The 23184-nt window shown below is 62.2% G+C and carries 27 protein-coding genes; 7 read left to right on the forward strand and 20 right to left on the reverse strand.

Annotation, left to right across the window (positions count from 1 at the left end; all coding sequences use genetic code 11):
* Positions 1 to 5: 5 nt before the first annotated feature.
* Complete coding sequence (locus tag NF685_RS13410; RefSeq protein ID WP_252850015.1) at positions 6 to 4721, reverse strand: phage tail length tape measure family protein; 4716 nt, start codon at positions 4719 to 4721, stop codon at positions 6 to 8.
* Between the two features lie 139 nt (positions 4722 to 4860).
* On the opposite strand from NF685_RS13410, the gene NF685_RS13415 reads away from it, so the two are divergent.
* Positions 4861 to 5271 (forward strand): MliC family protein, encoded by a 411-nt coding sequence (locus NF685_RS13415; protein ID WP_252850016.1) that lies wholly within the window; start codon positions 4861 to 4863, stop codon positions 5269 to 5271.
* Positions 5272 to 5289: 18 nt separating this feature from the next.
* On the opposite strand, the gene NF685_RS13420 is transcribed toward NF685_RS13415, so the two are convergent.
* The 8 genes from NF685_RS13420 to NF685_RS13455 form a co-directional block, all read right to left on the reverse strand.
* Positions 5290 to 5928 carry a hypothetical protein gene (locus NF685_RS13420; RefSeq protein WP_252850017.1) on the reverse strand — a complete coding sequence of 213 codons (639 nt, stop codon included), beginning with the start codon at positions 5926 to 5928 and terminating at the stop codon, positions 5290 to 5292.
* 3 nt (positions 5929 to 5931) lie between these two features.
* The gene (locus tag NF685_RS13425; RefSeq protein WP_252850018.1) at positions 5932 to 6225 is read right to left on the reverse strand and encodes a hypothetical protein; all 294 of its coding nucleotides are present in this window, start codon (positions 6223 to 6225) and stop codon (positions 5932 to 5934) included.
* A gap of 83 nt (positions 6226 to 6308) precedes the next feature.
* A complete protein-coding gene (locus NF685_RS13430) occupies positions 6309 to 6746 on the reverse strand; it encodes a hypothetical protein (RefSeq protein ID WP_252850019.1) in 438 nt (145 codons plus the stop codon).
* A 69-nt stretch (positions 6747 to 6815) separates the two neighbouring features.
* Positions 6816 to 7766, reverse strand: coding sequence for a phage tail tube protein (locus NF685_RS13435; RefSeq protein WP_252850020.1), 951 nt, complete (start codon positions 7764 to 7766; stop codon positions 6816 to 6818).
* A gap of 64 nt (positions 7767 to 7830) precedes the next feature.
* Complete coding sequence (locus tag NF685_RS13440) at positions 7831 to 8256, reverse strand: hypothetical protein (RefSeq protein ID WP_252850021.1); 426 nt, start codon at positions 8254 to 8256, stop codon at positions 7831 to 7833.
* Positions 8256 to 8579 (reverse strand): hypothetical protein, encoded by a 324-nt coding sequence (locus tag NF685_RS13445; RefSeq protein ID WP_252850022.1) that lies wholly within the window; start codon positions 8577 to 8579, stop codon positions 8256 to 8258. Before NF685_RS13445 ends, NF685_RS13440 begins: the two co-directional genes overlap by 1 nt.
* Positions 8576 to 9235, reverse strand: a complete 660-nt coding sequence (locus tag NF685_RS13450) for a hypothetical protein (protein WP_252850023.1) — start codon at positions 9233 to 9235, stop codon at positions 8576 to 8578. The genes NF685_RS13445 and NF685_RS13450 overlap by 4 nt, the downstream gene beginning before the upstream one ends.
* 12 nt (positions 9236 to 9247) lie before the next feature.
* Positions 9248 to 10519, reverse strand: coding sequence for a phage major capsid protein (locus NF685_RS13455; protein ID WP_252850024.1), 1272 nt, complete (start codon positions 10517 to 10519; stop codon positions 9248 to 9250).
* 74 nt (positions 10520 to 10593) lie between these two features.
* Between NF685_RS13455 and NF685_RS14380 the strand changes: the two genes are divergently transcribed.
* Positions 10594 to 10872, forward strand: a complete 279-nt coding sequence (locus NF685_RS14380) for a YrhB domain-containing protein (protein WP_353936384.1) — start codon at positions 10594 to 10596, stop codon at positions 10870 to 10872.
* 31 nt (positions 10873 to 10903) lie between these two features.
* Here NF685_RS14380 and NF685_RS13460 read toward each other — a convergent pair whose 3' ends face one another.
* The 11 genes from NF685_RS13460 to NF685_RS13510 form a co-directional block, all read right to left on the reverse strand.
* The gene (locus tag NF685_RS13460; protein ID WP_252850025.1) at positions 10904 to 11512 is read right to left on the reverse strand and encodes an HK97 family phage prohead protease; all 609 of its coding nucleotides are present in this window, start codon (positions 11510 to 11512) and stop codon (positions 10904 to 10906) included.
* The gene (locus tag NF685_RS13465; RefSeq protein WP_252850026.1) at positions 11505 to 12830 is read right to left on the reverse strand and encodes a phage portal protein; all 1326 of its coding nucleotides are present in this window, start codon (positions 12828 to 12830) and stop codon (positions 11505 to 11507) included. Before NF685_RS13465 ends, NF685_RS13460 begins: the two co-directional genes overlap by 8 nt.
* The gene (locus NF685_RS13470) at positions 12827 to 14527 is read right to left on the reverse strand and encodes a terminase large subunit (RefSeq protein ID WP_252850027.1); all 1701 of its coding nucleotides are present in this window, start codon (positions 14525 to 14527) and stop codon (positions 12827 to 12829) included. The genes NF685_RS13465 and NF685_RS13470 overlap by 4 nt, the downstream gene beginning before the upstream one ends.
* A gap of 1 nt (position 14528) precedes the next feature.
* The gene (locus tag NF685_RS13475) at positions 14529 to 14879 is read right to left on the reverse strand and encodes a hypothetical protein (RefSeq protein ID WP_252850028.1); all 351 of its coding nucleotides are present in this window, start codon (positions 14877 to 14879) and stop codon (positions 14529 to 14531) included.
* Positions 14880 to 14995: 116 nt separating this feature from the next.
* Positions 14996 to 15322, reverse strand: a complete 327-nt coding sequence (locus tag NF685_RS13480) for an HNH endonuclease signature motif containing protein (RefSeq protein WP_252850029.1) — start codon at positions 15320 to 15322, stop codon at positions 14996 to 14998.
* A gap of 113 nt (positions 15323 to 15435) precedes the next feature.
* The gene (locus NF685_RS13485) at positions 15436 to 15879 is read right to left on the reverse strand and encodes a DUF6362 family protein (protein ID WP_252850030.1); all 444 of its coding nucleotides are present in this window, start codon (positions 15877 to 15879) and stop codon (positions 15436 to 15438) included.
* A 295-nt stretch (positions 15880 to 16174) separates the two neighbouring features.
* Complete coding sequence (locus NF685_RS13490) at positions 16175 to 18025, reverse strand: ATP-binding protein (RefSeq protein ID WP_252850031.1); 1851 nt, start codon at positions 18023 to 18025, stop codon at positions 16175 to 16177.
* Positions 18012 to 19037, reverse strand: coding sequence for a DUF7146 domain-containing protein (locus NF685_RS13495; protein ID WP_252850032.1), 1026 nt, complete (start codon positions 19035 to 19037; stop codon positions 18012 to 18014). The genes NF685_RS13490 and NF685_RS13495 overlap by 14 nt, the downstream gene beginning before the upstream one ends.
* 1 nt (position 19038) lies before the next feature.
* Entirely contained in the window at positions 19039 to 19209 is a 171-nt protein-coding gene (locus tag NF685_RS13500) for a helix-turn-helix domain-containing protein (RefSeq protein ID WP_161630799.1), read from the reverse strand.
* Positions 19209 to 19538: a hypothetical protein gene (locus NF685_RS13505; RefSeq protein WP_252850033.1), complete on the reverse strand. Its 330-nt coding sequence runs from the start codon at positions 19536 to 19538 to the stop codon at positions 19209 to 19211. The genes NF685_RS13500 and NF685_RS13505 overlap by 1 nt, the downstream gene beginning before the upstream one ends.
* A gap of 3 nt (positions 19539 to 19541) precedes the next feature.
* On the reverse strand, positions 19542 to 20009 hold the full coding sequence (locus NF685_RS13510) for a hypothetical protein (protein WP_252850034.1): 468 nt from the start codon (positions 20007 to 20009) through the stop codon (positions 19542 to 19544).
* A 281-nt stretch (positions 20010 to 20290) separates the two neighbouring features.
* Between NF685_RS13510 and NF685_RS13515 the strand changes: the two genes are divergently transcribed.
* The 5 genes from NF685_RS13515 (at position 20291) to NF685_RS13535 (ending at position 23095) form a co-directional block, all read left to right on the forward strand.
* Positions 20291 to 20821, forward strand: coding sequence for a helix-turn-helix domain-containing protein (locus NF685_RS13515; RefSeq protein ID WP_252850035.1), 531 nt, complete (start codon positions 20291 to 20293; stop codon positions 20819 to 20821).
* A 366-nt stretch (positions 20822 to 21187) separates the two neighbouring features.
* On the forward strand, positions 21188 to 21511 hold the full coding sequence (locus NF685_RS13520; RefSeq protein ID WP_252850036.1) for a hypothetical protein: 324 nt from the start codon (positions 21188 to 21190) through the stop codon (positions 21509 to 21511).
* Positions 21508 to 21822, forward strand: coding sequence for a hypothetical protein (locus NF685_RS13525; protein ID WP_252850037.1), 315 nt, complete (start codon positions 21508 to 21510; stop codon positions 21820 to 21822). The genes NF685_RS13520 and NF685_RS13525 overlap by 4 nt, the downstream gene beginning before the upstream one ends.
* Positions 21819 to 22085 carry a hypothetical protein gene (locus NF685_RS13530; RefSeq protein ID WP_025842062.1) on the forward strand — a complete coding sequence of 89 codons (267 nt, stop codon included), beginning with the start codon at positions 21819 to 21821 and terminating at the stop codon, positions 22083 to 22085. Before NF685_RS13525 ends, NF685_RS13530 begins: the two co-directional genes overlap by 4 nt.
* Positions 22082 to 23095, forward strand: coding sequence for a tyrosine-type recombinase/integrase (locus tag NF685_RS13535; RefSeq protein WP_252850038.1), 1014 nt, complete (start codon positions 22082 to 22084; stop codon positions 23093 to 23095). The genes NF685_RS13530 and NF685_RS13535 overlap by 4 nt, the downstream gene beginning before the upstream one ends.
* The last annotated feature ends 89 nt before the right edge of the window (positions 23096 to 23184 follow it).

The following is a 23184-nucleotide window of genomic DNA, read 5'->3' on the forward strand; positions in this document are numbered from 1 at the left end:
TTATTCTAGCCTGCCTTGCGCAAGGCCGCCTGCCGCTGCTCGGCCACGCTCTGCTTTGTGGCGTTGGCGGTATCGCGCAGGGTGTTGCCATTGGCCTCGGTCGCAGCCACCAGCTTGCGCAGCAGATCCACCAGACTGGCGGTGTTGTCGCGTGTCTGGTTCAGTGCCGCCTGTGTCAGGGCCTCGGGCGAGCGCGTGCCGATCTCGCGCATGGCCGCCATGACCTGCTCGTAAACACGGGCATATTCTGTACCAGACCCATAAACGGCCTGACCCGTGGAAAGCAGGGTTTGCGCATCGCCCTGCACATGGGAAAGCGCGTTGAAATCACCCGCACGCGCCGCCGCAAGCGTGCTCTGGAAATTGTCGTTTGCGGCCCTGTATTGCGCTTCCGCCGAAAGCGGAGAGGCGCTGGAGGTGCTCAGGCCGCGCGTGAAATCGACCAGAGAACCGATGACCGAGGCGGCGGAACCTGCCGCCTGGTCGTGTTCCTGTTTGGCCTGGGCTGCGGCGGCATCTACGGCCTGTTTCGCCGCTTCTGTCGCCTTGTCCGCATATTGCTTCTGGATGGCCAGACGTTCGGCCCCCAGCGTCTTTTCCAGATCCGATGCCTGTTGCAGATAGGTCCGGTTCGAACTGTAGGCCTCGCCCAGAAAGTCGCGCCAGCTCTCGGCAAGCTGGCGTTTCTGTTGCGTGGCAGACAGGTCGAAACTCATGAGCGCCGCGCCCTGGTCGTCACCGGTCGCGGTGAGATACCGCACCCGGAACGCTTGGGCACTCTCGGCCAGGCTTTGCATGTTCTGCGCATAGCCCTGTTCGTAGAGCGTGCCGAACTTGTCGTTCAGCGCGTTGCCATCCAGCCCGTAGCTGCTCGCCTGTGTTGCGGCAGCCTCATAGGTTTTCTTCAGCGCCTCCATCTGCTCGACCCAGCTTTGATGCCCGTTCACCGTGGCTTTCATGAGGTTGGGCATGGTGTTGGAAACAAACTCGGTAATCGTCGCCACCTGGCTTTGCAGATCGCTTGTGGCGAGCGTCTTGCCATTGAGCATCGTATCCAGCGCCGTGCGCAGATCGCCCGTGGCCTCGGTAAAGCCCGAGACGGTCACGGTGCCGTCACTGTTGAATTTCGACACCGCGACACCCAGCGCATCCACCGTGTCGGCCATGCTCTTCAGCTGCGTTACCGCACTCTGGAATGAGGCCACGCTATCGAAACTCGCGGGCATCCCCTGCGAAAGCGCTTGGCTGAATGTGGCGCTGTCATCGCTGCGCAGCTGCAGCTTGCCCAGCAAATCGGTCAGGCTGACGGAACGTTGCGACGGGTCCTTGTTGTTGGGGTCATCGCGTACCGTGCCGAGATAGAGATTTTCAGCCTTCAGCCCGAGGCTTTTCATGGTGGCGTTGACGCTGGCCATGTCAGCCTTGAGCTGTGCCGTGATGGTGTCGTTTTGCTTCTGGTTCCAGCTTTGCCCCATGCTCAGCCGGTCGCCTTCCATCACCACCTGGTCGATGGTGTAGGGGTTTTTCTTGTGCCCAAACAGGCCGCCCAGGAGGCCGCCAAGGCCGCCACCGGCAATGCCGCCGATCAGCGTACCCACGCCGGGGATGATCGAGCCGAGACCCGCACCCAAAGCCGCGCCCAGTCCCGAGCCGATCGCGCCATACGTCCCGCCGCCGATATTGCCGAGCGCCGAGCCGATTCCAAAACCGCCACCGATACCGGCCAGGGTGTTGCCGATCGTGGCCGTGCCGAACAGCTTTGTTCCCATCGCGCCCGAGAGCCAGCTGCTTGAACTCGATACGTTCGATGCGGGCGTCCCGGCCCCGCTAATCGAGACACTGGCCGCCTTGTTGCCGACCGAGCCACCCGAGGCCAGCGCGTCAGAGACGCTTGTGAACGTGTTGCGTGAGCCGCCATCCAGCGCGTTCAGGGCCGGGTTGACCAGTGCCATCTTGGCCACAAGCCCCACAATCTGCGTTTGCAGACCGGACAGGATCGAGCCGAAATCGACCGCACCCTTGCCGCTCTGCACGAAAGCCTGCGTGACGCTGTTCGTCAGCGTGTCAAACATGCCGCTCAGGCTTCCTGTCAGATCATCGAGCGCCGATTTCTGATGCTGATAGGCGTTGGTTGCCGTCTGGATGGCCGCCACATTGTCGAGATAGGCCTGGCTTGTTTTCGAGTTGATATCGCCGCCCGCTTCGAGAATGCGGTTACGCTCTTTCATCACCGCAATCTGTACCGATACGGCATCGCTATTCTGCCCGATCGCCGCCGTCTGTGCCTTGATGATGTCCAGATCCTGCGACTGCCCATACAGCTTGCCCGCATTGGCCATATCGACCTGCGAGGCGGCGGCGGATTTCATGGCACCCGTCAGGACATCGAGCTGGCGGGCCTGTTCGGCTGTGCCGTCGATCGCGGTCGCCCGCACTTTCTCGGCGGCCTCCATTGCCTGTTGATACTGTGTCAGCGAGCCTTTCGAGGCGTCATAGCCCGCCAGCATATCCTGCTCGGCCTGGGTGTGCTCGTTGATGGCCGCAACGGACTGATTAAACTGCCCCGTCAGAATGGCCTGTTGCCTGGCCTCAGCTTCCGCCAGCTGCGTGGCGTTCGCGTGCGCCTGGCCCATATGCCGTGCCGCTTCCTCAACCTGTTGATGCACCTGCACCATTGCGGCCTCGGCGGCTGAATAGGTCTCAGCACTTTGCGCGGCCAGCTTTTGCTGATGCGCGATGGTCTCGATCGGGTCGCGCAATTCGTTGAGCGCGCCGCGCTGCACGTTGATCTTGTCCGTCAGCACGCCGGTTTGCGCGGCGTAATCGGCGTCCGACACCTTGCCTGCGGTGTGCAGGTCATTCAGTGCCTTTTGCGCCGTGGTCAGAGCCGTGATGGCCTGCTCATGCTCGCGGATCTGCGCCGCCGTGCTGCCGTCACTGCCGCGCAGCTGATCATCGACCCGGCCCTGACGCGATGCGATTGCCTGGGCACCATAGATTTCGCCGCCCGTGGCCTTTTGGGCATAGGCCGCGACACTGGCAGGCGGGCTTGCAATCTTGCCTGACAGGTACTGATCGACGTTCCCTTCACCCCAGTTATAGGCCATAGCGACAAGCGCCTGATTGCCGTCATATTTGGTGTAGAGCCGCATGAGCAGCTGCACGCCTGCCGTGACGTTGCCCGTGGTCGTGCGCAGATCATTGCCATTGGCGCTGCCCGGCATGACCTGCATCGCGCCCAGCGCACCGGCAGAGGATTGCACCACGCGACCCTGCGCATCGTATTGGCCCGTTGCGCTTTCGATCGGCTGGATGCGATGGGCAAGTGCGAGCACGTCCGAGCTTGCGCCGAGACCGGCCCCCACCTTGTCGATGGTCTTGCCCACACCTGCGACATCGGAGGCCGCGACCTCGCGTTGCTGCAGGTAATTGTGAACGGCCGGGATCCTGTCCAGCTGCGCCCATTCCCAGTCGCGCACCTCCTTGGCCTTGTCCAGAAGATACTGGATGCCCTGCACGCCCTTGAGAGCACCGGCCATGATACCATTGCCGATCGTGTCCACGAACTGCCCGAGCGGGGCCAACCCCTCATGCAGGGATGTGCTCATGTCGTGCAGGGCGCGATGCAGCGGCGTCACGCCCTGATCGGCAGCGTTGGCCGTGGCCTTGCTGACCTGCCCCATGAGCAGGGACCAGGCCCCCATGCGATCGCCGCTGTTCTGCAGATCGCGTATATGCTGCACCAGGCCTTCATGGACACCAAGCAGGCCTTTCTGCGCGAAATCCTCGGCGGCTTTTGTCGGGTCATCGAAGGCAGCGGCCATGTCTTTTGCTGCGTCCGGCACGTCCTTGCCGAGCACGGTGGCGAGGTTGCGCGCTGTCGTGGTCAGCGCATCGAGGCTGCTGCCACTGGTCGAGGGCATGGCGGCAAAGGTGGTGGTGACGGCGCGGCTGTCAGTCAGTGACAGGCCAGTCTTGCCAGCAATGCGCCGTGCCGCGTCTTCGGCAGCACCGGCCATGGCCGCGTAATCGCTGCGCGTGGCGCGAAGGGTCTGGCCGAGGGCCGCAAGGTGCGATTCCTCGGTCTCGGCAGCGCTGCCCATCTTGTAGATGGCTGCACCGGCAGCGACGGCTGCGAGCGCCAGACCGGCAGGGCCCATGAGCAGGCCGGTCACGATCTGCGTGGCCTTGCCAAAGCCGCCCATGACCGTGACCATGTTCGGCACCTGGTAAAATGCGGCCTTCATGGCCCCGCCACCGGCCAGCACCTGATCGGCGAATTTGTGGGCTTCGCCCGCCAGGATGCCGAGCTGATAGCTGGATAGTTTGGCTGCGGCCGTGCCCTCGGCCAGGGCGACAGCGTGTTGCTTGCTGGCACCCGTAGCCGCGTCGAATTTCTCTTTCTGTGCTGCGGCTGATCTGGCGATGCCAGCCAGCGACCCCGCATATTGCTCCTGTGTGATCTCGCCGGCAGCGAGCGATTTCTGCAGCGCCTCGATATTGGCCGTGCGCTGGCGGATTTCGCTGCTTAGCTTGGCCTCGGCCCGCGTCGTTTCATCGAATTGCCGCGCGACCGACGCACCGGAGCGGCCCAGCCTGGTCACTTTCGTATCGGCCACCTCTGCTGCATCGCCAAGCCTGGTCAGGGATTGCGCATCTTCCTGCGCCTTGGCCAGATTGCTCGCAAAAGCAATGTAAAGCTCGGAGATCGTGGTGGGCATCGTTACGCTCCATGCGTAGCAGCATCGGACCGCGCATTTGTGAAATGCGGATGAGCCGAAATGTTGCCGTCATTTGATAGGAAGGTGCGCGCATGCCGCGAGACGCGCAGGCAAGCGCAACAGGAAGTGGAGCAGGACTATGATTCGTAAATTGACGGGAGCCGCGATTGCTTTGACAGCCATGACCGCTGTTGCATCCGCGCACGCAGAGACTGGCGATTCACTCTCGATTCCACTGTCGTCGTCGACCGACATCCAGCGTCAGATTGTGTCCTACAACTGCAAGGCAAAAAAGGGCGCGAGTTCAGCTAGGCTGCGTGCTGTCCTGCCCGAGAAAATCGTCAAGGTAAGCTATATCAACGCGGGCGATATCAGCCTCGCTGTGCTTCCGGTCGACGGAAAAACGCAGATATTTACCGACGTGATTGCCGCAAGCGGCGCCAAATATGCCGCGGCCGAATATGTCTGGTGGAGCAAGGGCGACGATGCCATGTTCTCGAGCGAGATGGATGCCAGTGCCATGCTCACCTGTCACGAAATCAAGGACTGATTGTTTACAGTCCAGTTTTCATGACCGAAGGGTGATCTGCAACGCCGGATAAGTCATGATCGTACCGGCCCGTGTCCTGCGCTCGCCCGAAGCACCGCGCAGGATGTAGGGGGCAGACGATGCAATACCGCTGCTCAGGCGCACGAATATCTTTCCGAAAGAGAGCGTTGGACAGCGCCGCATGAGGGTTTGTCGCACGCGCTCGATCTGGTTGCGTCGTATGCGTGGCTCCAGTGCCCCGGTCTCGATCTTGCGGGCATAGGGCATCGGATTGACGATCAGGATCGTGCCATCAGCAGGCAGATCCTTGAGCGGCTTTTTCCATGGCTTTCCGTCGCAGATTAGCACCCAGGCATCGCGAAAGCGTCCGCTGCGCACGGGCGATGTTGACCGGCACAGAGCGAGCGCAGCCTCTGCCGCTTCGCTCGTGAGATTGAAGCGATAGAGAATGGCCCCATCTAGCCGCACGCTGGTTTCCGGTGCATCGGCTTTGCCATCCACATAGCGCCGCCAGCTGGGCGGGGCCTCGCCGCGTGCGATCAGATCGTCACGCGCCGCAATGGCCCGTCTTGCCATCTCGGCCCGCAGGGCATCGGGGGAGAGGTTGCGATCGACAAAAAGGCGCAGCGACCGGCTGAAGGTTGCGGCTTGTGCCATGGCTCACCCTTTCATGAATTGCGCAATGCTTGCGGTGATCCGCTCATTTCTGTGCTCAAGAAAGACGGCATCGAGCGCCCGCACCTGGGCGATAAGCCAGGGTGCATCTTCCTGCGTCACGGCGTTGGTCTGGCACCAGAGCGCGAGCGCGGCCCAGGTGATCGCACCCGGACGTGACACGCCACGGATCTTGCCCATACCCACGCCGATCAGATCGAGCGTCCAGGCGCGGTCGTGCTGCAGCTCATGCCAGCATCGCCAGGAGCGTTCGTGGGCGGGAGCAAGCCGTGGTTTCATCGCGAGAAAGGCTTTACGCTGTTCGGCAATGTCGCCCTCGCCGGTGAACTGACCGAACTCCAGTTCCCAGGCGAGGGCTTGCGTCAGTTTCCCACCGCTTCCTCATGCTCGCGGGCGCGGTCATCACCGACGCGAGCCGCTGCCGAAATGGCAAGCGCGATCAGCAAGGGCTGCTCGCCGCTTGCGAGCATGGCGCGGAACTCGTCGATCGTGACCTCCTGGCCGTCATCGTGCTGCAGGCCGCTCACACCGATGACGCAATGATCGGCAATGGCCTGACCCTGGGCGCGGTCATCCTCTGTCGGCGGCAGGCTTTCGGGGCCGTAGCTCGATGCGCCCGGCTTTTGCGAGCGGTTGAGCTTGCGGGCGGCTGCCAGTTTGAGGTCGTAAAGGGCATCGCGATAACGCGGGGTGAAACCGCGTGTCGTGATGTGAAACGTGTTGCCGATCGGACCGACCTCGATCGTTTCGCCTTCGCGCATACGGTCGGCGTTGCGCGAGAAATCGGAGAGTTTTGCCATTATTGTCTGTTTCCTGATGGAATGAGCGGGGGTGACAGGGGCAAACTGACGCGCTGCGTCGGGCTGCGCTCAGGAGGCAGGCTTGATGCGGGTGATCCGGAACGTGCCGCCGCCTGTCTGCGGGTTGCCTTCGAGGTCGAAGGTCGCAACGATGGAGGTATTGCGGCTTCCGGCATTGATCTGCGGGCTTTGCAGGCGACCATTGAGGAAGGTGAAGCGATAGCCGTTGCCGGTCGCGTCCATCACCTCGATATCGATCGCGCCCGACCAGCCTGCGACGTAACGGTCGTACAGGCTCCAGTCCTTGAAGAAGATCTGCAGCTGGCCTGCGGCCTTGAACTGGCCGGGGCGGATGCCGCACGCATAGGCCTGACCGATGCCGTAATCGCTATCGGCCCCCTCGCGCGTGAGTGTGATATCGACCTGTCGCAGCACGCCGACCGGCACCTGACCGCCCAGCCTGAACGAGCCGAAATTACCTACCGTGTCGAGCACCGTGCCTGTGGGGGCGGGGATGTAGCTGGCGGCGGGATCGGTCAGGCTCTTTTCCTGCCGCGCACAGGTGAAATCGAAAGCGGCGGTCGCGAAATTGCCCTGCGGGAAACTCAGCTGCGCCCGCGTGCAGAACGCGCCGGGGCGAAGGAAAAACCCGTCACCGATTGCCTGATTGAGACACCAGGTCTTGACCAGGTTGTTATTGACGATTGAGCCGTCATTGGCCCAGTCCGCTCCCATGATGCCCGCAAGCAGGTCGTCATAGGTGCCGACCGAGAGCGCACCGGACAGGGTGCCCGACACACTCAGCTGCGTGGTGACAGATTGCGAGACCTCGGCCAGCAGGTTGATTTCCTCCGGGCTCTGGCGCGTGTCGTTGATACGGAAGCTCTCGCCGGTAAAGCGCGTGCGCTGGAAGGCCCCGCCCGGTTTGACGGCATAGGTTTCTTCCTTGGCATAAGAGACGGTCGAGGCATTGGATTGCGCTGCCGCCGCGTAATTGGCTGTTGCGCCGGTATAGGCCATGAGGTTTTCCCCTTGAGGTTGCAGGCAAGAAAAAAGCCGCCCGGATGGGGCGGCCTTGCGACTGTCAGATCATGCGATCCTGAAAGCGGTAGTGAACGATCAGGGTCATGGTGAACCAGTTCCCGCCCGTATCGGGATCGGGCGGAAAGAGGCTCTGCCCGTCATAGTGCAGCCCATCGGGCAGGCGTTGCACGCCTTCCAATTGGGCGCGGAACATGACGCTCATGCCCTTGCACAGGCTCAATGCGTCAGGGGTGAGGATCGACCCAGCCCGGATAGTCAGATGAAAGGCAAATTCGCCATCTTCCTCCATCGCTTCCTCACCGGTGCCGAAGCGGTCCGACTGGCTCGCCTGGGCTTCCATGCGCCAGAACAGAGCGGGCCGATCCTCGCTCTGCTGTTCGAGCGCATCGACCAGGGCGAGGCCCTGTTGTTTCGCGACCAGCTGGGCGCGGGTATAGGCGTCATTCCAGACAATATCGGACAGCATTAGGAACCTCCCGAAGCGATCAGGGTCCAGCCGCACAGCGTGCCCCGGTCGAAAACCGGGCTGGCGTCTGTCAGGGTGTAGGTTTTCGGCCCGTCGCGCAGGGTGTCGCCCTTGCGCGGCTCATAGCCGGTTCGGCCCGTTTCATCGGCGGTGATCTGCACGAGCAGCGTGGCTTTCCCCACACCTTCCGCCAGCTGCGCGGCCTGCGGGGGCGGGGCATAGCCGGTCACGGCCAGGCTGCCTTCCATGCGCGGGCGCGACAGGACCATGAGACGCCCGGCACGCAGGATTTGCCGCCTGCGTCGGCTCGCGCCCACGCTCATGACAGACCCGCCAGCGCATAGCGGGCGAGGATGGACGCCGCATCGGGTGGCAGGCCGCCGAGGCTTGCATCGGGCGTGGCCCAGCTGCTTGCGCCCACGCCTTGCTCGCTCTCTGAACGCAGGAGCGGGTCGCCGCGCTGGGCGGTGAAGAACAGGGCCCGGGCGGTCGAGAGCGTGGCAGCGCGTATATCGGCGGGCACGGTCGGGGCCAGAGGCTCGCCCTGGTCGTCTTTCATGCCCGGCAGGATCCAGCCGCCGCGATAGGTCACACGATAGCGCCCCGGCCACCACCAGCCGCCTTGCAGCCGGGAAGGGTAGAGCAGGCCGGACCAGGCCGCGCACTCCCAGCCCTCGGGGCCGGGGTCGAGGGTGAAACCGTCCTGCGTGACGGTCACGATCTCGACCACAGGCGAGGCGGTGAGAGTGAGCGACAACCTGCGCTCGCCATCCCCAACGCGCAGGGTCTGGCGATACAGACCCGCCAGAACCGGACGGCCCAGCGTGGCCTGCACGAGGGCCGTGGCCTGGGCCAGATACTCGCTCAGGGCCGGGTCATTGCTCTGCCCGCCCGGCTCGCCCGCCAGCTGATCGCGCAGGGCATCGAGCGAGACCAGAGGGAGATTCTTGTCTGGCGCTTCGAGAATGGTGAGCGTCATGGTGCCCCCCGATCAGGATTTCTTTGCAGCGGTCGCATCGGGCGGCAGGGTGCCGGTGATGAAGGATTGCTGACGATAAACGACGAGGCCGGTGCGTTCCTCGATGCGGATCGACGCCATATTGTCTTCGAAGTCGGTGCCGTTGTTTACCGCGACCTCGATTGCGACCGACTGACGATCAAAAATCTGGGCACCTGTGGCAAAGGCCCCCACCAGGAAGTCGCCCTGCCGGATCGTATTACTGATTACGACGGGCAATCCCCATAGAGTATGCGTTGCAACGGATTGCGGATCGCCCAGAACGTAGCGTCCGATCTCATCCTTGACCGACGTGATGCGGAACCAGTCGATTTCGTTGAGAACGATGCCAGTGGCGGGATACAGCGACAGCGATGCCTGAAGCATGGCCATGCGGATCGTATCCAGTGCGCTATCAGGAGGCGTCAGCCCTGCGGGTGCAGCAAAATCAGTTGCCTGCTCCATGAGGCCAAGAATATTGGCACCAACTCCGTCACCGTACATGAACTGATATTCTTCGACCTGCTCGAGCCCGGCCACACCCTGGGAGTTGATGATCGAAGTGAGTTCCGGAGCATCGTCCAAGGCCTGTTTGGAGACCTTGAACAAATGAGCGATGACAGCAACATTCGCGCGGTCCAGCTCGAAAGTCATATCCGAGTAAGGCTTCTTAGCTCCTTCAGCGACCGTCGCTGCCTTGTTCGTAAAGCTCTTCTGTCTGACGAATTCGATAATCGGCGAAGATGTTGCGCCCGAAGGGATAAGACTGCGCAGGGTTGGCTTCGGCAAGCGTACCAGATCGATACCGGGCAAACGCATCGTCGGAATCAGGGACGTGCCAGCGGAGGTTGTCGTGCCCATTGTTGCAGGGCCAGTAGTAAGTGCCTTGCGCTCCATTTCCGACCTGACACGCCCCTGAAACGACGATTTCAGTTCGCGAGCCGCATCGCTGGCCATGAATTCTTCGCCAAGACTCTGCACAGCATTCATAGGGTTGCCGCTATGACGGGCGGCCTTCTGCTCGATATCGGCCAAGCGGGCGGATAGCCCGTTCATTTCAGCCAGGGCCTTGTCGGCGCTGGCCCTGGTTTCTTCCGTCACCTTGCCGAGGTTGCGCAGTTCTGTGGTCGAGGCTTCGGCAAAACGCTTGACCTCATCGGTTGCGGCCTTGAGATCGCGGGCGGCCTGTTCGTAATCGGACATGGGGTTTTCCTCATGAAAAAGGGCGCCCGAAGCGCCCTTGAAGGAGTGATGATGAATGTTCACTTCGACGCTCCCAATTAAATCGTGTAGCGTCTCCGAAAGCCTGGAACTCCCAGACTTTTATGGAAGAAACAGTAATGACATTTGAAGATGCGAGAGCGTCAGTAGAATTGTATTTGAGCAGAGCCGACCAACCGCTCCAGATTGTTTTCGAACAGGAATTCGAGAGCGGGTGGTGTTTTCGTTACCAGTCAAAACGCTTTCTGGAGACACACGATCCCGGTGATCGGCTCGCTGGAAGCGTCCCTCTCATCGTTGACCGCAAAACAGGTAAAATTCGTGCCTGTCCAACCGACAGGCCGCTGGAAGAATGCCTTGCTGATTACGTGCGAACCGGGTCGTTCCTTCGCAAATGACGCGCTTCGTAGCCGAGCAACCCTAACCGGATCAGCGGGAACCCATATGCGACTGCGATCTGACCGCTTCAACGAGACTACGGCTGGCGGCGCGTAGCTCTGCCGCCAGATCGGGCAGCTGCGGCCCCACGGGATAAAATCGCCTGCGCATTTCAGTCACGCGGGCGAGCGCGTTGGACGGGTCATCGACAAGGCTGACTTCGTGCAGGTTCGCGGCCCTGATCTGGCGGCGCGGGCCGCCTGGAGCGGTGCCGAAGGTTGCACCGTCCTTGCGCACGGAAAAGCCGATGGAGAGGCCACCGAGTGCCCCGTCTTTCACCAGGCCGTAAAGCCTGCGCCCGTAATCGGTATCCATGCCGGACAGACGCCCGCGCAGATGCAGGCCGTGGCTGTCCTCGCTGGCATCGTCCCAGACGCCGACCGGCAGGCCGTCGCCGCCAAGGATGCCGTGCATGACGTGCATCGGGATGCTGCGCCCCTGCGCCTTGCGCTCGGCCAAGGTCTCGGCAAAGGCACCGGGCAGGACGATATCGCCATGCGCGTCCTGATGGCCGAACACGCTGCCATAGCCCTCGAAACTGCCTTCTTTCGCGTCGGGTGCAAACTTCCACTCGAAGGCAGCGGCCAGATAGTTACTCATTGTCATCTCCCGTGATGCCGGATTGCGTGCCGGGCGGTCGGTTACTGGCAGGCGGATCCTGCCCCCCAGTGCCGGTCAGGCTGCGGGGCTTGCCGATATCGGCAAGCGGGATCATCTGCGCCTGCACCATCAGCACATCGCCGCCCGGCATGGGGGCCAGGTTGTCATTGGCGCGGGCCTCGTTGACGGTCATCCAGCCCGAGCGCAGCGCGGTTTGCATGTAGCCCGCCCGCGCCGTGCTATCGCCACGCAACAGCGCATCGACATTGAACCGGGCGAAATACCGGTCACGCTCGGCAGGCGAGAGCAGGCAGCGCGAAACAGCCTGTTCGATGCGTTGCAGCCAGGGCATGAGACCGTATTGCAGGAACCAGAGATTCATCTGTTCCAGCCCGGTGCCCCAGGCCGTGGATTTCTCCATGGCTCCGATCATGACCGGCTGCACCCCGAACCACCGGCAAAGTGTCGCAACGCCCAGCTGACGGGTTTGCAGGAGTTGCAGATCCTCGGCCCTGAGCCCGATGCTCTCGACCTTCCACCCGCCCTCGAGCAGAGGCGTCTTGCCTGCATTGATTGCGCCCGAATACTCGCCGAGGATCGCCTTGGCCTGTTCCTTCTGCGGGCCGGTCAGATAGGTGGGCGCAGAGATATAGGTCTGCGAGAGCAGCCCGTTGCGGAACATGCGCCCCGCCGTTTCCTCGGCGGCGAGCGCGGCCCCTATGGATTGCCGACCCGCCGTGATGGGCGAGATGCCCATGAGCCCGTCGAAACAGAAGCCCTTGATGTGGAACACGTCGCCCTCATCGAGCACCAGTGTCCTGCCCTGATAGCTGTAGCGATAGACCAGCGCCCCGGTAACGGGATCACGCTGCACGGTCATGCGATCGGGTCGCAGCGGATTGAGGGCCGCAATCTGCATGTCACCGCGACGCATGATCTGCGCGAAGCCATTGCCCCAGGCGAGGCAGCACGCGGCCATGCACGACCAGAACTCGATGGGCGTCATATCGGCGTTGGGCGCGCGGGCCAGCACGCGATAAAGCGGGTGATCGCGCGCCAGAGACGATTGCCCGTCGCCCTGCTGCTCATGCAGCTTGAGCGGCATGGAGCCGATGGTTTCGGACAGGAGCCGTATGCAGGCCCAGACCGTATCGAGCTGCAGCGCGGTATCGACCGAGACGCTCTGGCCCGCAATGCTCGGCCCGCCCGCCATGAAAGCCCCGAGGCGCAGATCGGTGAGGGATACGCCCGTGACGGACTGGAACGCCGCGCTTGCGGTCTTCCAGGCCATGCCGCGCAGTCTTGTGGCGATGCTCATACGGCAATGATCCCGGTTGAAAGAAAATCATCCATTCGGCCGCCACCGGGCGGCTCGGGGTTGCGGCTCATCAGCGTGACGGCATTGAGCAGCGCCATCAGCGGGTCGATCTTGAGAAAGCCCGCCGCCTGTTTGGTGATGATGATGGCATTGCCCCGAGGCTCGACCTTCGCGTTCGAGACGGCCCAGCCCATGATCGGCCGCGCACCGTGGCAGAGCGTGCCATCCGCCAGCTTGCGCTCGGCGGTCTTGATGGCACCCGAGAGCGTCCAGCCCTGAGAGATGCCCACCACACGCTCATGCGCAATGCCGATCTGGGCCAGCGCATCGACAATGGCGCCCACGCCCATCGGGTCGAGCCCCACGATCGCGAGCTTGTTGCTCCGGTCGATTGTGCCGAGCACCGCCACCAGCTGGTCGATATCGGTGCCGGGCTCGGCCGTGATGACCAGATCGCCCTGCGCCTCGAAGTCACGCAGCTGGCTGGCCTCGCGCTTGCGAAGCGCCAGTACGCCCTCGAACACCCAGCTTTTCTGCCAGTGCAGCCACTGGCCCGTAATGGCGTCACGCCCGAGAACCGCGAGCGACAGCAGATCGTCGAGCCCGCCGCCGTCGATGCCTGCCACGATCACCTCGCAGCGTTCGATCAGGGCGTCGAGGGTCAGCGTGTCATCGCCTGCGCCCTGCCAGTAATCGGCACCGACCCAGCGATCGGAGCGCAGGGCGAGGCCGATCTCGACATTGAGATGCTGCGAAGCCCAGCTGGCCAGCTCGCCCACGCCTTTCTCGCGTGCGTCGTCATATTCGCGCTTCAGGCGGTCCAGCGTGATCGACCGGCCCAGATTGGGCAGAACCATCGGCCAGTAGGCGGGATCTTCCCAGGGCGCGGCCTCGCCGGGCAGTTTCGCGGGTTGCTGGATATCGGGCGGCAATTCGTACAGGACCGGCAGAACCGGCTGGAAGCGTTTGCCGTCGCGGATCTCGCGGGCGCGGATCAGGTCCTGCGCGAACACGCCCCGAGGCGGCCCGTCGCTCTGGGTGGTGATGATGGCCAGGAACGCCTCGGGCTGCGAAATCATGCCGCCGCGTATCTGGCGCATGACGCTGCCCGCATCGTTGCGCATGGCAATGACGTGCTGCTCGTCCACCAGCACGCCTGCGGGCTTTACGCCGGTCATGACGTCAGGGCTGAACGCCTTGACCTGCAGGGTTGCGCCTGTCGCGTGAAACCTGAGGCGCTTGAGATGCTGCTGCACCTGGAAGCACCGCATCAGCGTGCGGTCGTTCTGCACCATGCCGAGCGCCTGGCTGAAGGCGAGATCGGCGATTTCCTTGGTGGGTGCGACGATCAGGAATTCGGCGTTGGGACGTTTATTCACGATTACGGCCGTCAGCATCAGCCCTGCGCCGTTCGTGGTCTTGCTGTTCTTCTTCGGCACCAGGAGGAAAAGCTCCTGGATGGCGCGCACGCCCGTTTCGGGATCGAGCGCGCCGAACAGGGCCGAGACGATCTCGCGGAACCAGTTGCCGCAGGCTTGCGCCATGGTAGGCGTGCCGGGCACGTCAGGAATGCGCAGCCGGTCGAAGCAGCGCACGGCCCGCGCGGCGAGATCGGGATTGACCGGGTCCAGATCCGGCAGGAGGGACTGGCTGGCACGCAAACGCGCCTCCCAGTCCTTCCGGCTCAGATCCAGCATGTCAGTTCCTTCTGTTCATCGGGGGCAGGTCGTTGCCCCAGCCGTTATCGAGGCCGGGCAGGGCGGGCTGATCCTCGCGCGGGGCCGCGAGGCGGGCATGAGCGTAGGGAAGGGCGGCTTTGGCGGCGTCGGCGCGTATGGCGGCGGCCAGACTGCGATTACGATAGATATGCGTGAGGAAGGCCAGCGGCGAGCAGGTCGCGAGATCCTGCGGGCTCATGCCGCTCAGGGCATCGAGGCCGGGTGCGAGTGCGGAGGGATCGACCACGAGGGGGCCATTCCAGTCCACCTGCTTCCTGTTGCGGCTGCCCTTTTTGCGTCCGGCGCCAGGACGTGCGCCACCATGAGCCATTTCTGCTCCCTTTCCTTGATAACTTGATTTCCTTGATAGACCGGAAAATCTGCCGCTGAGCCTTGCGCGGTTGCGGGGGTAGGATCCGGCCGGACTTTCGACCTGCCCCCTCGGGGTCAGCGGGTTGGGGTTTCGCGGGTGCGGATGGCCCGGACGCGGGCGGTCTTGGTGCTGTGGCAGGAGCCACAAAGCAGCCGGATATTGCCCGGATCGAGCGGTGCGCCGCCGTCTTTCAGTTCATGGATATGATCGCCGAAGATCCGGCAGCCGGTACGACCGCAGGCCTCGCAGCCTTGGCCACGTCGGGCGAGTAGGCGGGACATGAGGCCGCGCCATTCAGGTGAGAGGTAGATGGTTTTTGTCTGCTTGGGCAGCGCCGTTGCAATACCGGTCTTGACGCTACGAACCGCTGGCAGGACGCATTGCAGTTTGCGGACTGCCATGGACCATCACTCCAGAAATCAGGCACAAAAAAAGACGCCTGCCCGAATGGGTAAGCGTCTCGCGAGAATGACACTTGAAATACTGCAAAAACCAACAAAAGCAACATTAAAAATCAACGGGACGCAATTTTCTTTCCGATGGCTTCGCATCCAAGGCGGTGCCATCTTTTGGCGGTGGGCTCGGCAACACCCAGTTTACCAGCAATCTTCTCCCATCCCCAACGGTTGCGGCCGGATATGGGATGAACGATCAGGCGCATATTGATCACGCGGCGCAGCCTGATCTGCGAGGCATCGATCAGGGAAAGCCAGCCCAGCGCGATATCCATGCGCCTGATCTGCTCGGCAGTCGGTGGCGGCATGAAGGCTTCCATCTCGCGGAACCAGTCCAGATCTTCCGGGTCGAACACGACGTCGGGCCATTTGACGCAATGCGTGCTCGGCCTGGTGCCCGTGGCAGGAAGGGCCGCGAGCGTGTCCGCTGCCTCGGCAAGCCACTCCGCAACCTGATCGGCAATATCGCGGGAGTGATCGAACAGGACGTATTCCGGGGTCATTTCATCCTCTTCCGGGCCGCTGGAGCCCATTGGCTACCGGTCTGGCTACCGGGCTACGGGATTGGCTACAGGATTATATATATTTATCAGTAGGTTATAGTAGTGGTAGCCATGGTAGCCACGGTAGCCAGTATTCAGGACACAAGAGACACGTCTCCCTTTGTGGGGAAGGCGTCTATACAGGTGCAGGGAGTGGCTACGGCGGCTACGGGAGCTACGGCGTTGTTTTTATTGCTCTTTTATGGCTACCGGCTGGCTACCATTGGCTACGGGATTATGTAGCATTCTCAATGAGTTAGGCATCTTCACCTACTCCGAAGCCCAGTTCGGCCGCCGTAACCCACACGCAGCGGGCGGGAGTCATCGAGCCGATCTTGACCTTGCGTTTGGGGCTGCGGGCCGATTCAAGACGTCGCAGCTCATAGAGCCAGCGTTGACCGGCGAACGGCGTATCTTCGAATAGCCGGGTCAGCATGGCATTCCCTTGGGAAAACCAGAGCCCGGCACCATCGGCCTCGCGAGGATATGCCACGCCGTTGCGCGCCTTGATCTCGTTTGGCCTGATAACCCTGATCCCGTATTGCCCGAGCACTTCGTCCGCAACAGAGCGCGAGAGCGGATCGAGATCCGGCCTCTGTCCACTGTCATTTTCGAGAAGGCGCTCGATAAGGTCAGCTATAGATTTCCTCTCGGTCGATCTCTGCACCATGACAAGCTGCGTCAACAGGTGATTGATCATGCGGGTCGGGGCATCTTGCGTCGTAACGTCCTCCGCGTCACGCACAAATTCTGATAAAGCGCCAATTCCTATTTGCGCGCCACGTTCATCGGGAATTGTATCCTCTGTCATGACCCACCAACCGGCAAGAATAGTGCCAAGCTGGTCCATTTCACGAGGCTGACAACCGCTTTCGAGAAGCGCCGCCCGGAATATCGCCAGCGCGGCGCGGTGGCGTTCCCAACCGGCAAGGGCACGACCCCAAAGTGCTGCGCCGTGCTCGCGTGCCCAGGTGGCGAGGTCGCGATGCTCGGTGGAATGATCGGCCCCTTCCTCGGCCTTGGCCAGGTCGATAATCGTGAAGCGTCCCAGATGCTGCGCCTGCATGTCAGGCGGGTTGATCGAGGCCATGATGATCGAGCCGACAACCTCGATACTCCGGGCCACGCCATCCTTGCCGCCGCGCACGCCTTTCGTGCCCTCGCCGCCCGTCGATGAGAGCACGAGATCGAGCAGCGCACGCGCACCGCGCTGATCCTCGCGATCGGACGCCTCATCGATGAAAGCGGGCATGGCGCGCCCGTCGAGCCTCTGTTCAAGACCGGCTTTCGACGTGTCATTGACGAACACATGCAAAGGCGACGCCGCCTGCAACACGCGCAACAGCGACGATTTGCCCGACCCGGCCCCGCCGATCAGAAACCCGGCAGGCCGCCACGGGATGGACGCCCCGTAATAGGCGCAGGCAAGCAACCCGAGCACCGCAATCTCGCCGCCCGGCGTGCGAAAATTCCAGAGCCTGCGGATCTGCTCAAGCAGGTAACGCCCTTCCTCCGGACCGCAGGGCCGCGCGGGGCGAGGTGAGGGCGGGGCAGCGGCCCATACCTGATTCCCGGTGCGTGTTCCTGCCTTTTCCAGTCGGTCGCCTATCATCACGGTGTCGCCGCAATGAACCACCGGGAAACCATTTTCGGCAGGCCACACGCCCGGTTTGCGGATCATGATATGAGACCCGAAAAGCCCGGCCTGAGCGCACTCAGCCTGTAAATAGCTGGCCACCGAATTGATGCGGAAATCCACCACCTTTTCCTCGGTAACTTCCTGCCCGTCCTTATCCTTTGTCTTGCATTGCGCCTTTTTCGGAAAGGTCGCGCGCAACCATCCGTCATTCCCGGCAAACAGGCCAAGCAGATCATGGCGCGACCCGACCTGTCTTGCGGTCAGCACACGCAGCTGTCCCACGCGGTCGAGAAAGAAATAGGAGCCATCGAGATGGCCCAGCGCCGTAACGGGACAAGGCTCGTTTTCTTCTGGCGCGGCTGGCGGCTCGCCGCCGCCCTTGCGCTCGCCATCCTGGCGGCCCCCGTCGATGACCTGAAACGCCCGGTCGGCGCGCAGTACCGCATCGCGGATATCATTGGATTGCATCGTTGAAATCCTTCCCGCGAGGGGGTTTTGCGACCCGCACCTCGCGACCTCTGGAAAGGTGAAAATCGATCGCCCGATCGAGACCACGCTTTGCGGCTTCGTGTTCATCCCGATCGGCAAGAAGCGTGACCCTGCGCACCTGGTCCGGCAGCCAGATGGCCGCCATGTTGCTCAGGCTACCGGCTGCGAGCACGCGAAATTCAGGGCAGCACACGGCCACCGAAAGACAGGTTTCGATACCTTCGCCGATCAGCACGATTTCATCCGGGCGGGCCTTGGCCAGCGTCTCGCCGGTCTCGCCCTTGCGCAGGCGAATGGCAGCGCCCGCATAGGCCCCGCGTATTTTCTTGGCGACATCGAGCCGCGCCTTGACCCACCGGCCCTCGCTATCCTGCGCAAGCCATGTCTGATGCGTGGCGACATGTGCGCCCGTGGCATCGGTGAAGGCGGCCAGCATGGCGGGCAGTTTGCGCTGCACCTCATTGCAGTAATGGGCGGGGGCAAAGCGTATGGAGCGCGTGAAACGCCCGAGCGGGGCGACGTCGATACCGCGATTGCGGATATAGGCGAGCACCGGCGAACCCTCGGTGACGGGCTCGGCATTGAGCCACATGGCCAACGCCTTCTTGCGCCCGTCCTGCTCGTCCTTTACCGCGTCGCGCTGGATCTTTTCCGCCGCCAGATGCGCCTGTCGTATGGCGACCGGGCCAAGATCGCCCAGCCCGAGCCAGCCATGCGCCCAGCGATAGGCCTCTTTCGTATTCCCGCCTGTCAGGCACGCCGCCACCAGATCGAGCGCATCGCCAAACTCACCCGAGCGATGATCGACCCAGCCCCCCGGATTTTTGCCGGTCAGATGCACGGAAAACGCGGTGCCCTTGCCACCCGACAGGGAATCGCACCGCCAGTCTGCGCCCATGCGCTGCCCGAATGGCAACAGCTCGCGCACCAGCTGATCGATGCGCTGGGTCAAAAGGGTCGAGAGTTCGGCCGCGCCGATCTGCATGGTCATGTCATGCCGCCTTTCTCTCAGGCGATGGCACGGCCAGACGGCGAAGCGCATAGCGCACCGTGCGTTCCGATATGCCCAGCGCGCGGGCGATGCGCGATGCGCTTGCACCACGCTGGCGCAGCGCCGCTATGGCGGGGTCGATGCGACCCCGATCGAGCGCGGGCCGGGCCATCAGCAGCACTCCCGGCAGGGCTGGCACAGGCGCAGCCAGCGCCCTTTTGCGGTAAACCACGCCCCGCAACACAGGCATTTGCGGTCGATCCGCTCGACCGGTTCAGGCTGTAGCGATCGCACACTCTTGTGGCTCGGAGGATGATTGCCAAAACAGGCAACGAAACGCCTGAGATGACAGGCCGGTAGAAGCTCCCACCCCTTGACCGTGCATGGATCGAGAGAGAGCTTTGCGGCAATCTTTTCCGCTCCGCCGCGCTGCGCCCTCATGCGGCGCATGAGCACGGTTGCAGCCTCGCGTTCTGGCGTCATGATGGCGGGGCGAGGCATGGCTCAACCCTCTCCATCGGCGCGAAAAGCGAGCGCCTGCATTTTCTGTAGCGCATCGGTCGAGTGGCGTATGAGGTCGCCCAGACGCTGCGACAGGTCGGCAGCCTCGGTCCGGTCGATCCTGCCATCTGCCAGCGCCCTGATGGCTGCGGTCATCGTGCCACTGGCCGAGGCCGCGACTTCGCTCATGGCTGTTGCCGCGCATCCCTCGCCGAACGCGATCGGGAGCAGCGCATAACCCTCGATGGTGGCCATGGCGGCGAGAATGAGGGGCTGTTGCGCATAACCGTCCAGCGCGACGGCGACGTCGGTAGGGACAACATGCGGTGAATTGCGGTTCTGATATTCAGAAATCTGCGTCTTTCCGACGCGCGTGCAGGAGGCTGCTGCTTCAACCCCACCGACAAGCCTGATTGCGGCTTGCGTGGCTGTTTTCAGACAGGCGACTTGGGCCCGGTGGACTTCAGTCATGAGCCTTGACCCCAATATCGAGGACAAACAGGACAGCTCTATCTATCGACGGGAACATAGGTGGCAGTCTCTCTGTGTCAGGGACGCGAGAAATCTTGTGTCTGGTGGTTTTGCGGAACGTTTCCGCAAGCGAGCATGGCTCGGGCCTGTTATTTAGGCAGCCGCAGCGCCAGCCCCCGGCTCGTCCCGCCTTTCGGGGGAGGAAACACATCCGGCCTTATAAGATGAGGCGGCACTCCGCTTAGTTCAGCCACGGCAACGACATGGCAGGGAGGAACTTTTTGCCAACCAGCAACTGTATTGTGCTTGCGGCGAACCGCATTGGCGACCTTGTTTGTCCCACCGGCCCGGCGGATGATATCTTTCGTGTCCATACTGCGTTGTCGCCTATACCGACACTTGGCGTCAAGGATAATGTCGGTATAGGCGGCACGGAAAATGCATTAATGCGTCATGGTGCGTCTATGATCACGGACGGAAAAATGGGCGCTCGCATAAGAGAGCTTCGCAAAGCACGTAAACAGTCACAGGTTGACGTGTCAGCGGCGCTCGACATCAGCCGGTCGCATTTGGCCGAAATTGAAGGTGGAAAGCACCCTGGATTTGCGACATTTGTAGAGATAGCTCACTACTTCTCTGTATCACTTGACTACCTTTATTCTGGATCTTCTGCGGCAAGCCAAGATATCGGCGGTGCGCCGATAGAACAGGACGAAAAGACCCTCATCGAATTTTGGCGTGGTCTCAGTGACAACGAGAAAAACATGCTTCTCAACCTTCTTGTCCGGGACAAAAAGGCACAGATCGTCTGAATTATCAGAGATTTTCTTGAGCACGGGCCACTCCTGTTTTCCTATGGAACGTATCGAGTACAGGGCGGTTAGTACAGTTCTAGATTGGAGGTGTTGATTACAAATTAACGCTATCCATTACTGCTGCTTTCTGGTCGCTGCTTCCCCTTCCGCCCTGTTCCTGCGTGATGATCGCGAGTAAGCAGCTGCTCCGATCCTGCACGCCCCAATTCGCCTCCCCATCCCATAGGTCACCCCGGAAAAATCAGAGGCGTCGTCTCAGGTAAGGAGCAGTGGATAAGCCTATGTCGATATAGACGACATTATTTGGTTGTGATGTCTGTCGGTATATGCGACATATCGTGCGTTCTTTAGGAGATGCGCACCGTGACACTTCCTGCCCAACGACTCGCCGTCATGACAGAGCGTGCGTTCTGGATCGCCATTGCCCCGCTATCCCAAGCCGAGCAGGCGCACGCCCTCGACCTGTTCCGCCGCTGGCGCTACGCCGCCACGCGCGCCGATGATGGTCGACCGCCGCAATGCGCTGCGCCGTGGAAGCATGCGGCTTCGGCATTGGCCAAAGAGTTACAGAACTACTGCGCAACCCGGCACCCGGGCCGTGTGACCATTCCGCCAGCCCATGCGGCGCAGATCGACGCGCTGCGCGGGCTTGCGATTACCGCTGCCCGGAGGGGATTTATCCTGTGAATGACCGGGCAGAAACCAAGAGACGTGCTTTCGCCGCCGCGTCGACGGAAATCGCGGCAACGTGCAATCGTCTGGCGTTGTCGCGTCAGGATTATCTTGAACTGCTGGCAGAGCTCACTGCGGTAGCGGCCTTCAACGGTCTTGAAACGCTGCCGGGCTGGGAGTATCGCGCCCGCCTGACGATGGAAGCCATAGTGGAAGAGGCGCGTGCCCGGTTGCGTGCCTTACTGGTCGCACAGATCGAGCAAGAAGGCGGCCGCGCCAGTTTTCGGGCTGGCGCGGAAAAGGGCAGGGAGGGCCCGCGATCATGAGATACGCCACCGTTCTCAATATCGCGCCGCGCCTGCTGAGCACCGAGCAGGCCATAACCTATCTGGGGGGCATGATCGGCCGCGAGACATTCATGCAGCACGTTGCGCCGCATTGCCGCCGGATTATCCTGTCGCCGCGCAATTTCGGGTGGCTGCGTGAGGATCTGGATCGTTATCTCGACCACCTCGCCGGCATAGAGCGAAAACCGGACATACTCCCCATGCCGGAACCGAACATGCTGGAGGCTATCCTGCCGCCATGATTCTGAGACTGCGATATATCCAGCGCGTAAAGGACAGGCGGGGCAAGGCGCGCCTCTATTTCCGCCGCCCGGGGCACAAATCGAAAAGACTACCGGCTGAAAACGACCCGGGATTTCTAGCCGCATATAATGATGCGCTTGCTGCGGGGAAGCCCGAAACCTTACGCCCGAAAGAGCCCCCGCGCACGCTGGCCGGGTTGATCGATTTCTGGACGCGCAGCGCGCGCTTTGCGGCTCTCGCAGAAACAACGCGCTCGACCTACCGCCGTATCCTGCTGAATATGCAGAAACAGGATTACGCGAATGCGTTCGTAACGGACTTCCAGCCGGTTTACGTCCGGCGCATTCTTGCCCGTCATACCGCGACCCCGGCGGCGGCGAATAACCGGCTCAAGATCCTGCGGGTGCTGTTCGATCATGCCGTCAGCGAAGGATGGCGTCCCGATAATCCGGCCAGTGCAGTGAAACGCCACAAGGAAAAGGCCGAGGGTGCCGTCACATGGACTGAGGAGCAGATTGACCGATACGAGGCACGCTGGCCCCAGGGAAGCATCCAGCGACTGGCGCTCACGCTTCTGGTCTATACAGGACAGAGGCGCAGCGATGTGGTGCGTATGGGTAGTGCGGACCGTCGAGGCGATCTGCTGGAGGTGCGGCAGCAAAAGACAGGAGCGCGGCTTCTGATCCCGATCCATCCTCGCCTCGCGCAGGAGATCGACGCCGCACCGGCAACAGGGACGTTCCTGCAAACACCGGCAGGGAAGGCATACACCGCCAACGGGTTTTATATGCGGTTTCGCGAATGGCGAGCAGCAGCGGAGCTACCGGAAGGCCTGAGCCCGCACGGACTGCGAAAGGCCGCCGCCAGAAGGCTGGCAGAGGCAGGCTGCACGACCCACCAGATAGCCGCCATTACGGGCCACGCGACTCTCGCGGAAGTCGAGCGATACACGCGTGCGGTGGACCAGGAAAAGCTGGCCCGCTCAGCGATCGAAAGGATCAAATTGTAAGAGCCTGTTTGGAAACTCACGGATGGGCATTTCTGCGGGTGAGATTGGCGCCCATGGCGACGAGGATCATGGCTTGTGAGACGTCGATA

This window comes from Asaia lannensis NBRC 102526 (assembly GCF_024054035.1).
GTDB classification, from domain to species: domain Bacteria; phylum Pseudomonadota; class Alphaproteobacteria; order Acetobacterales; family Acetobacteraceae; genus Asaia; species Asaia lannensis.

Coding starts and splice junctions, on each gene's coding strand:
- NF685_RS13535 (WP_252850038.1), top strand. CDS start 22,082: ATGATTCTGAGACTGCGATATATCCAGCGCGTAAAGGACAGGCGGGGC.
- NF685_RS13500 (WP_161630799.1), bottom strand. CDS start 19,209: ATGGCCCGGCCCGCGCTCGATCGGGGTCGCATCGACCCCGCCATAGCG.
- NF685_RS14380 (WP_353936384.1), top strand. CDS start 10,594: ATGACATTTGAAGATGCGAGAGCGTCAGTAGAATTGTATTTGAGCAGA.
- NF685_RS13450 (WP_252850023.1), bottom strand. CDS start 9,235: ATGACGCTCACCATTCTCGAAGCGCCAGACAAGAATCTCCCTCTGGTC.
- NF685_RS13505 (WP_252850033.1), bottom strand. CDS start 19,538: ATGCCTCGCCCCGCCATCATGACGCCAGAACGCGAGGCTGCAACCGTG.
- NF685_RS13510 (WP_252850034.1), bottom strand. CDS start 20,009: ATGACTGAAGTCCACCGGGCCCAAGTCGCCTGTCTGAAAACAGCCACG.
- NF685_RS13430 (WP_252850019.1), bottom strand. CDS start 6,746: ATGGCAAAACTCTCCGATTTCTCGCGCAACGCCGACCGTATGCGCGAA.
- NF685_RS13420 (WP_252850017.1), bottom strand. CDS start 5,928: ATGGCACAAGCCGCAACCTTCAGCCGGTCGCTGCGCCTTTTTGTCGAT.
- NF685_RS13480 (WP_252850029.1), bottom strand. CDS start 15,322: ATGGCAGTCCGCAAACTGCAATGCGTCCTGCCAGCGGTTCGTAGCGTC.
- NF685_RS13465 (WP_252850026.1), bottom strand. CDS start 12,830: ATGAGCATCGCCACAAGACTGCGCGGCATGGCCTGGAAGACCGCAAGC.
- NF685_RS13410 (WP_252850015.1), bottom strand. CDS start 4,721: ATGCCCACCACGATCTCCGAGCTTTACATTGCTTTTGCGAGCAATCTG.
- NF685_RS13470 (WP_252850027.1), bottom strand. CDS start 14,527: ATGCTGGATCTGAGCCGGAAGGACTGGGAGGCGCGTTTGCGTGCCAGC.
- NF685_RS13440 (WP_252850021.1), bottom strand. CDS start 8,256: ATGCTGTCCGATATTGTCTGGAATGACGCCTATACCCGCGCCCAGCTG.
- NF685_RS13495 (WP_252850032.1), bottom strand. CDS start 19,037: ATGACCATGCAGATCGGCGCGGCCGAACTCTCGACCCTTTTGACCCAG.
- NF685_RS13435 (WP_252850020.1), bottom strand. CDS start 7,766: ATGGCCTATACCGGCGCAACAGCCAATTACGCGGCGGCAGCGCAATCC.
- NF685_RS13415 (WP_252850016.1), top strand. CDS start 4,861: ATGATTCGTAAATTGACGGGAGCCGCGATTGCTTTGACAGCCATGACC.
- NF685_RS13490 (WP_252850031.1), bottom strand. CDS start 18,025: ATGCAATCCAATGATATCCGCGATGCGGTACTGCGCGCCGACCGGGCG.
- NF685_RS13530 (WP_025842062.1), top strand. CDS start 21,819: ATGAGATACGCCACCGTTCTCAATATCGCGCCGCGCCTGCTGAGCACC.
- NF685_RS13475 (WP_252850028.1), bottom strand. CDS start 14,879: ATGGCTCATGGTGGCGCACGTCCTGGCGCCGGACGCAAAAAGGGCAGC.
- NF685_RS13445 (WP_252850022.1), bottom strand. CDS start 8,579: ATGAGCGTGGGCGCGAGCCGACGCAGGCGGCAAATCCTGCGTGCCGGG.
- NF685_RS13485 (WP_252850030.1), bottom strand. CDS start 15,879: ATGACCCCGGAATACGTCCTGTTCGATCACTCCCGCGATATTGCCGAT.
- NF685_RS13460 (WP_252850025.1), bottom strand. CDS start 11,512: ATGAGTAACTATCTGGCCGCTGCCTTCGAGTGGAAGTTTGCACCCGAC.
- NF685_RS13425 (WP_252850018.1), bottom strand. CDS start 6,225: ATGAAACCACGGCTTGCTCCCGCCCACGAACGCTCCTGGCGATGCTGG.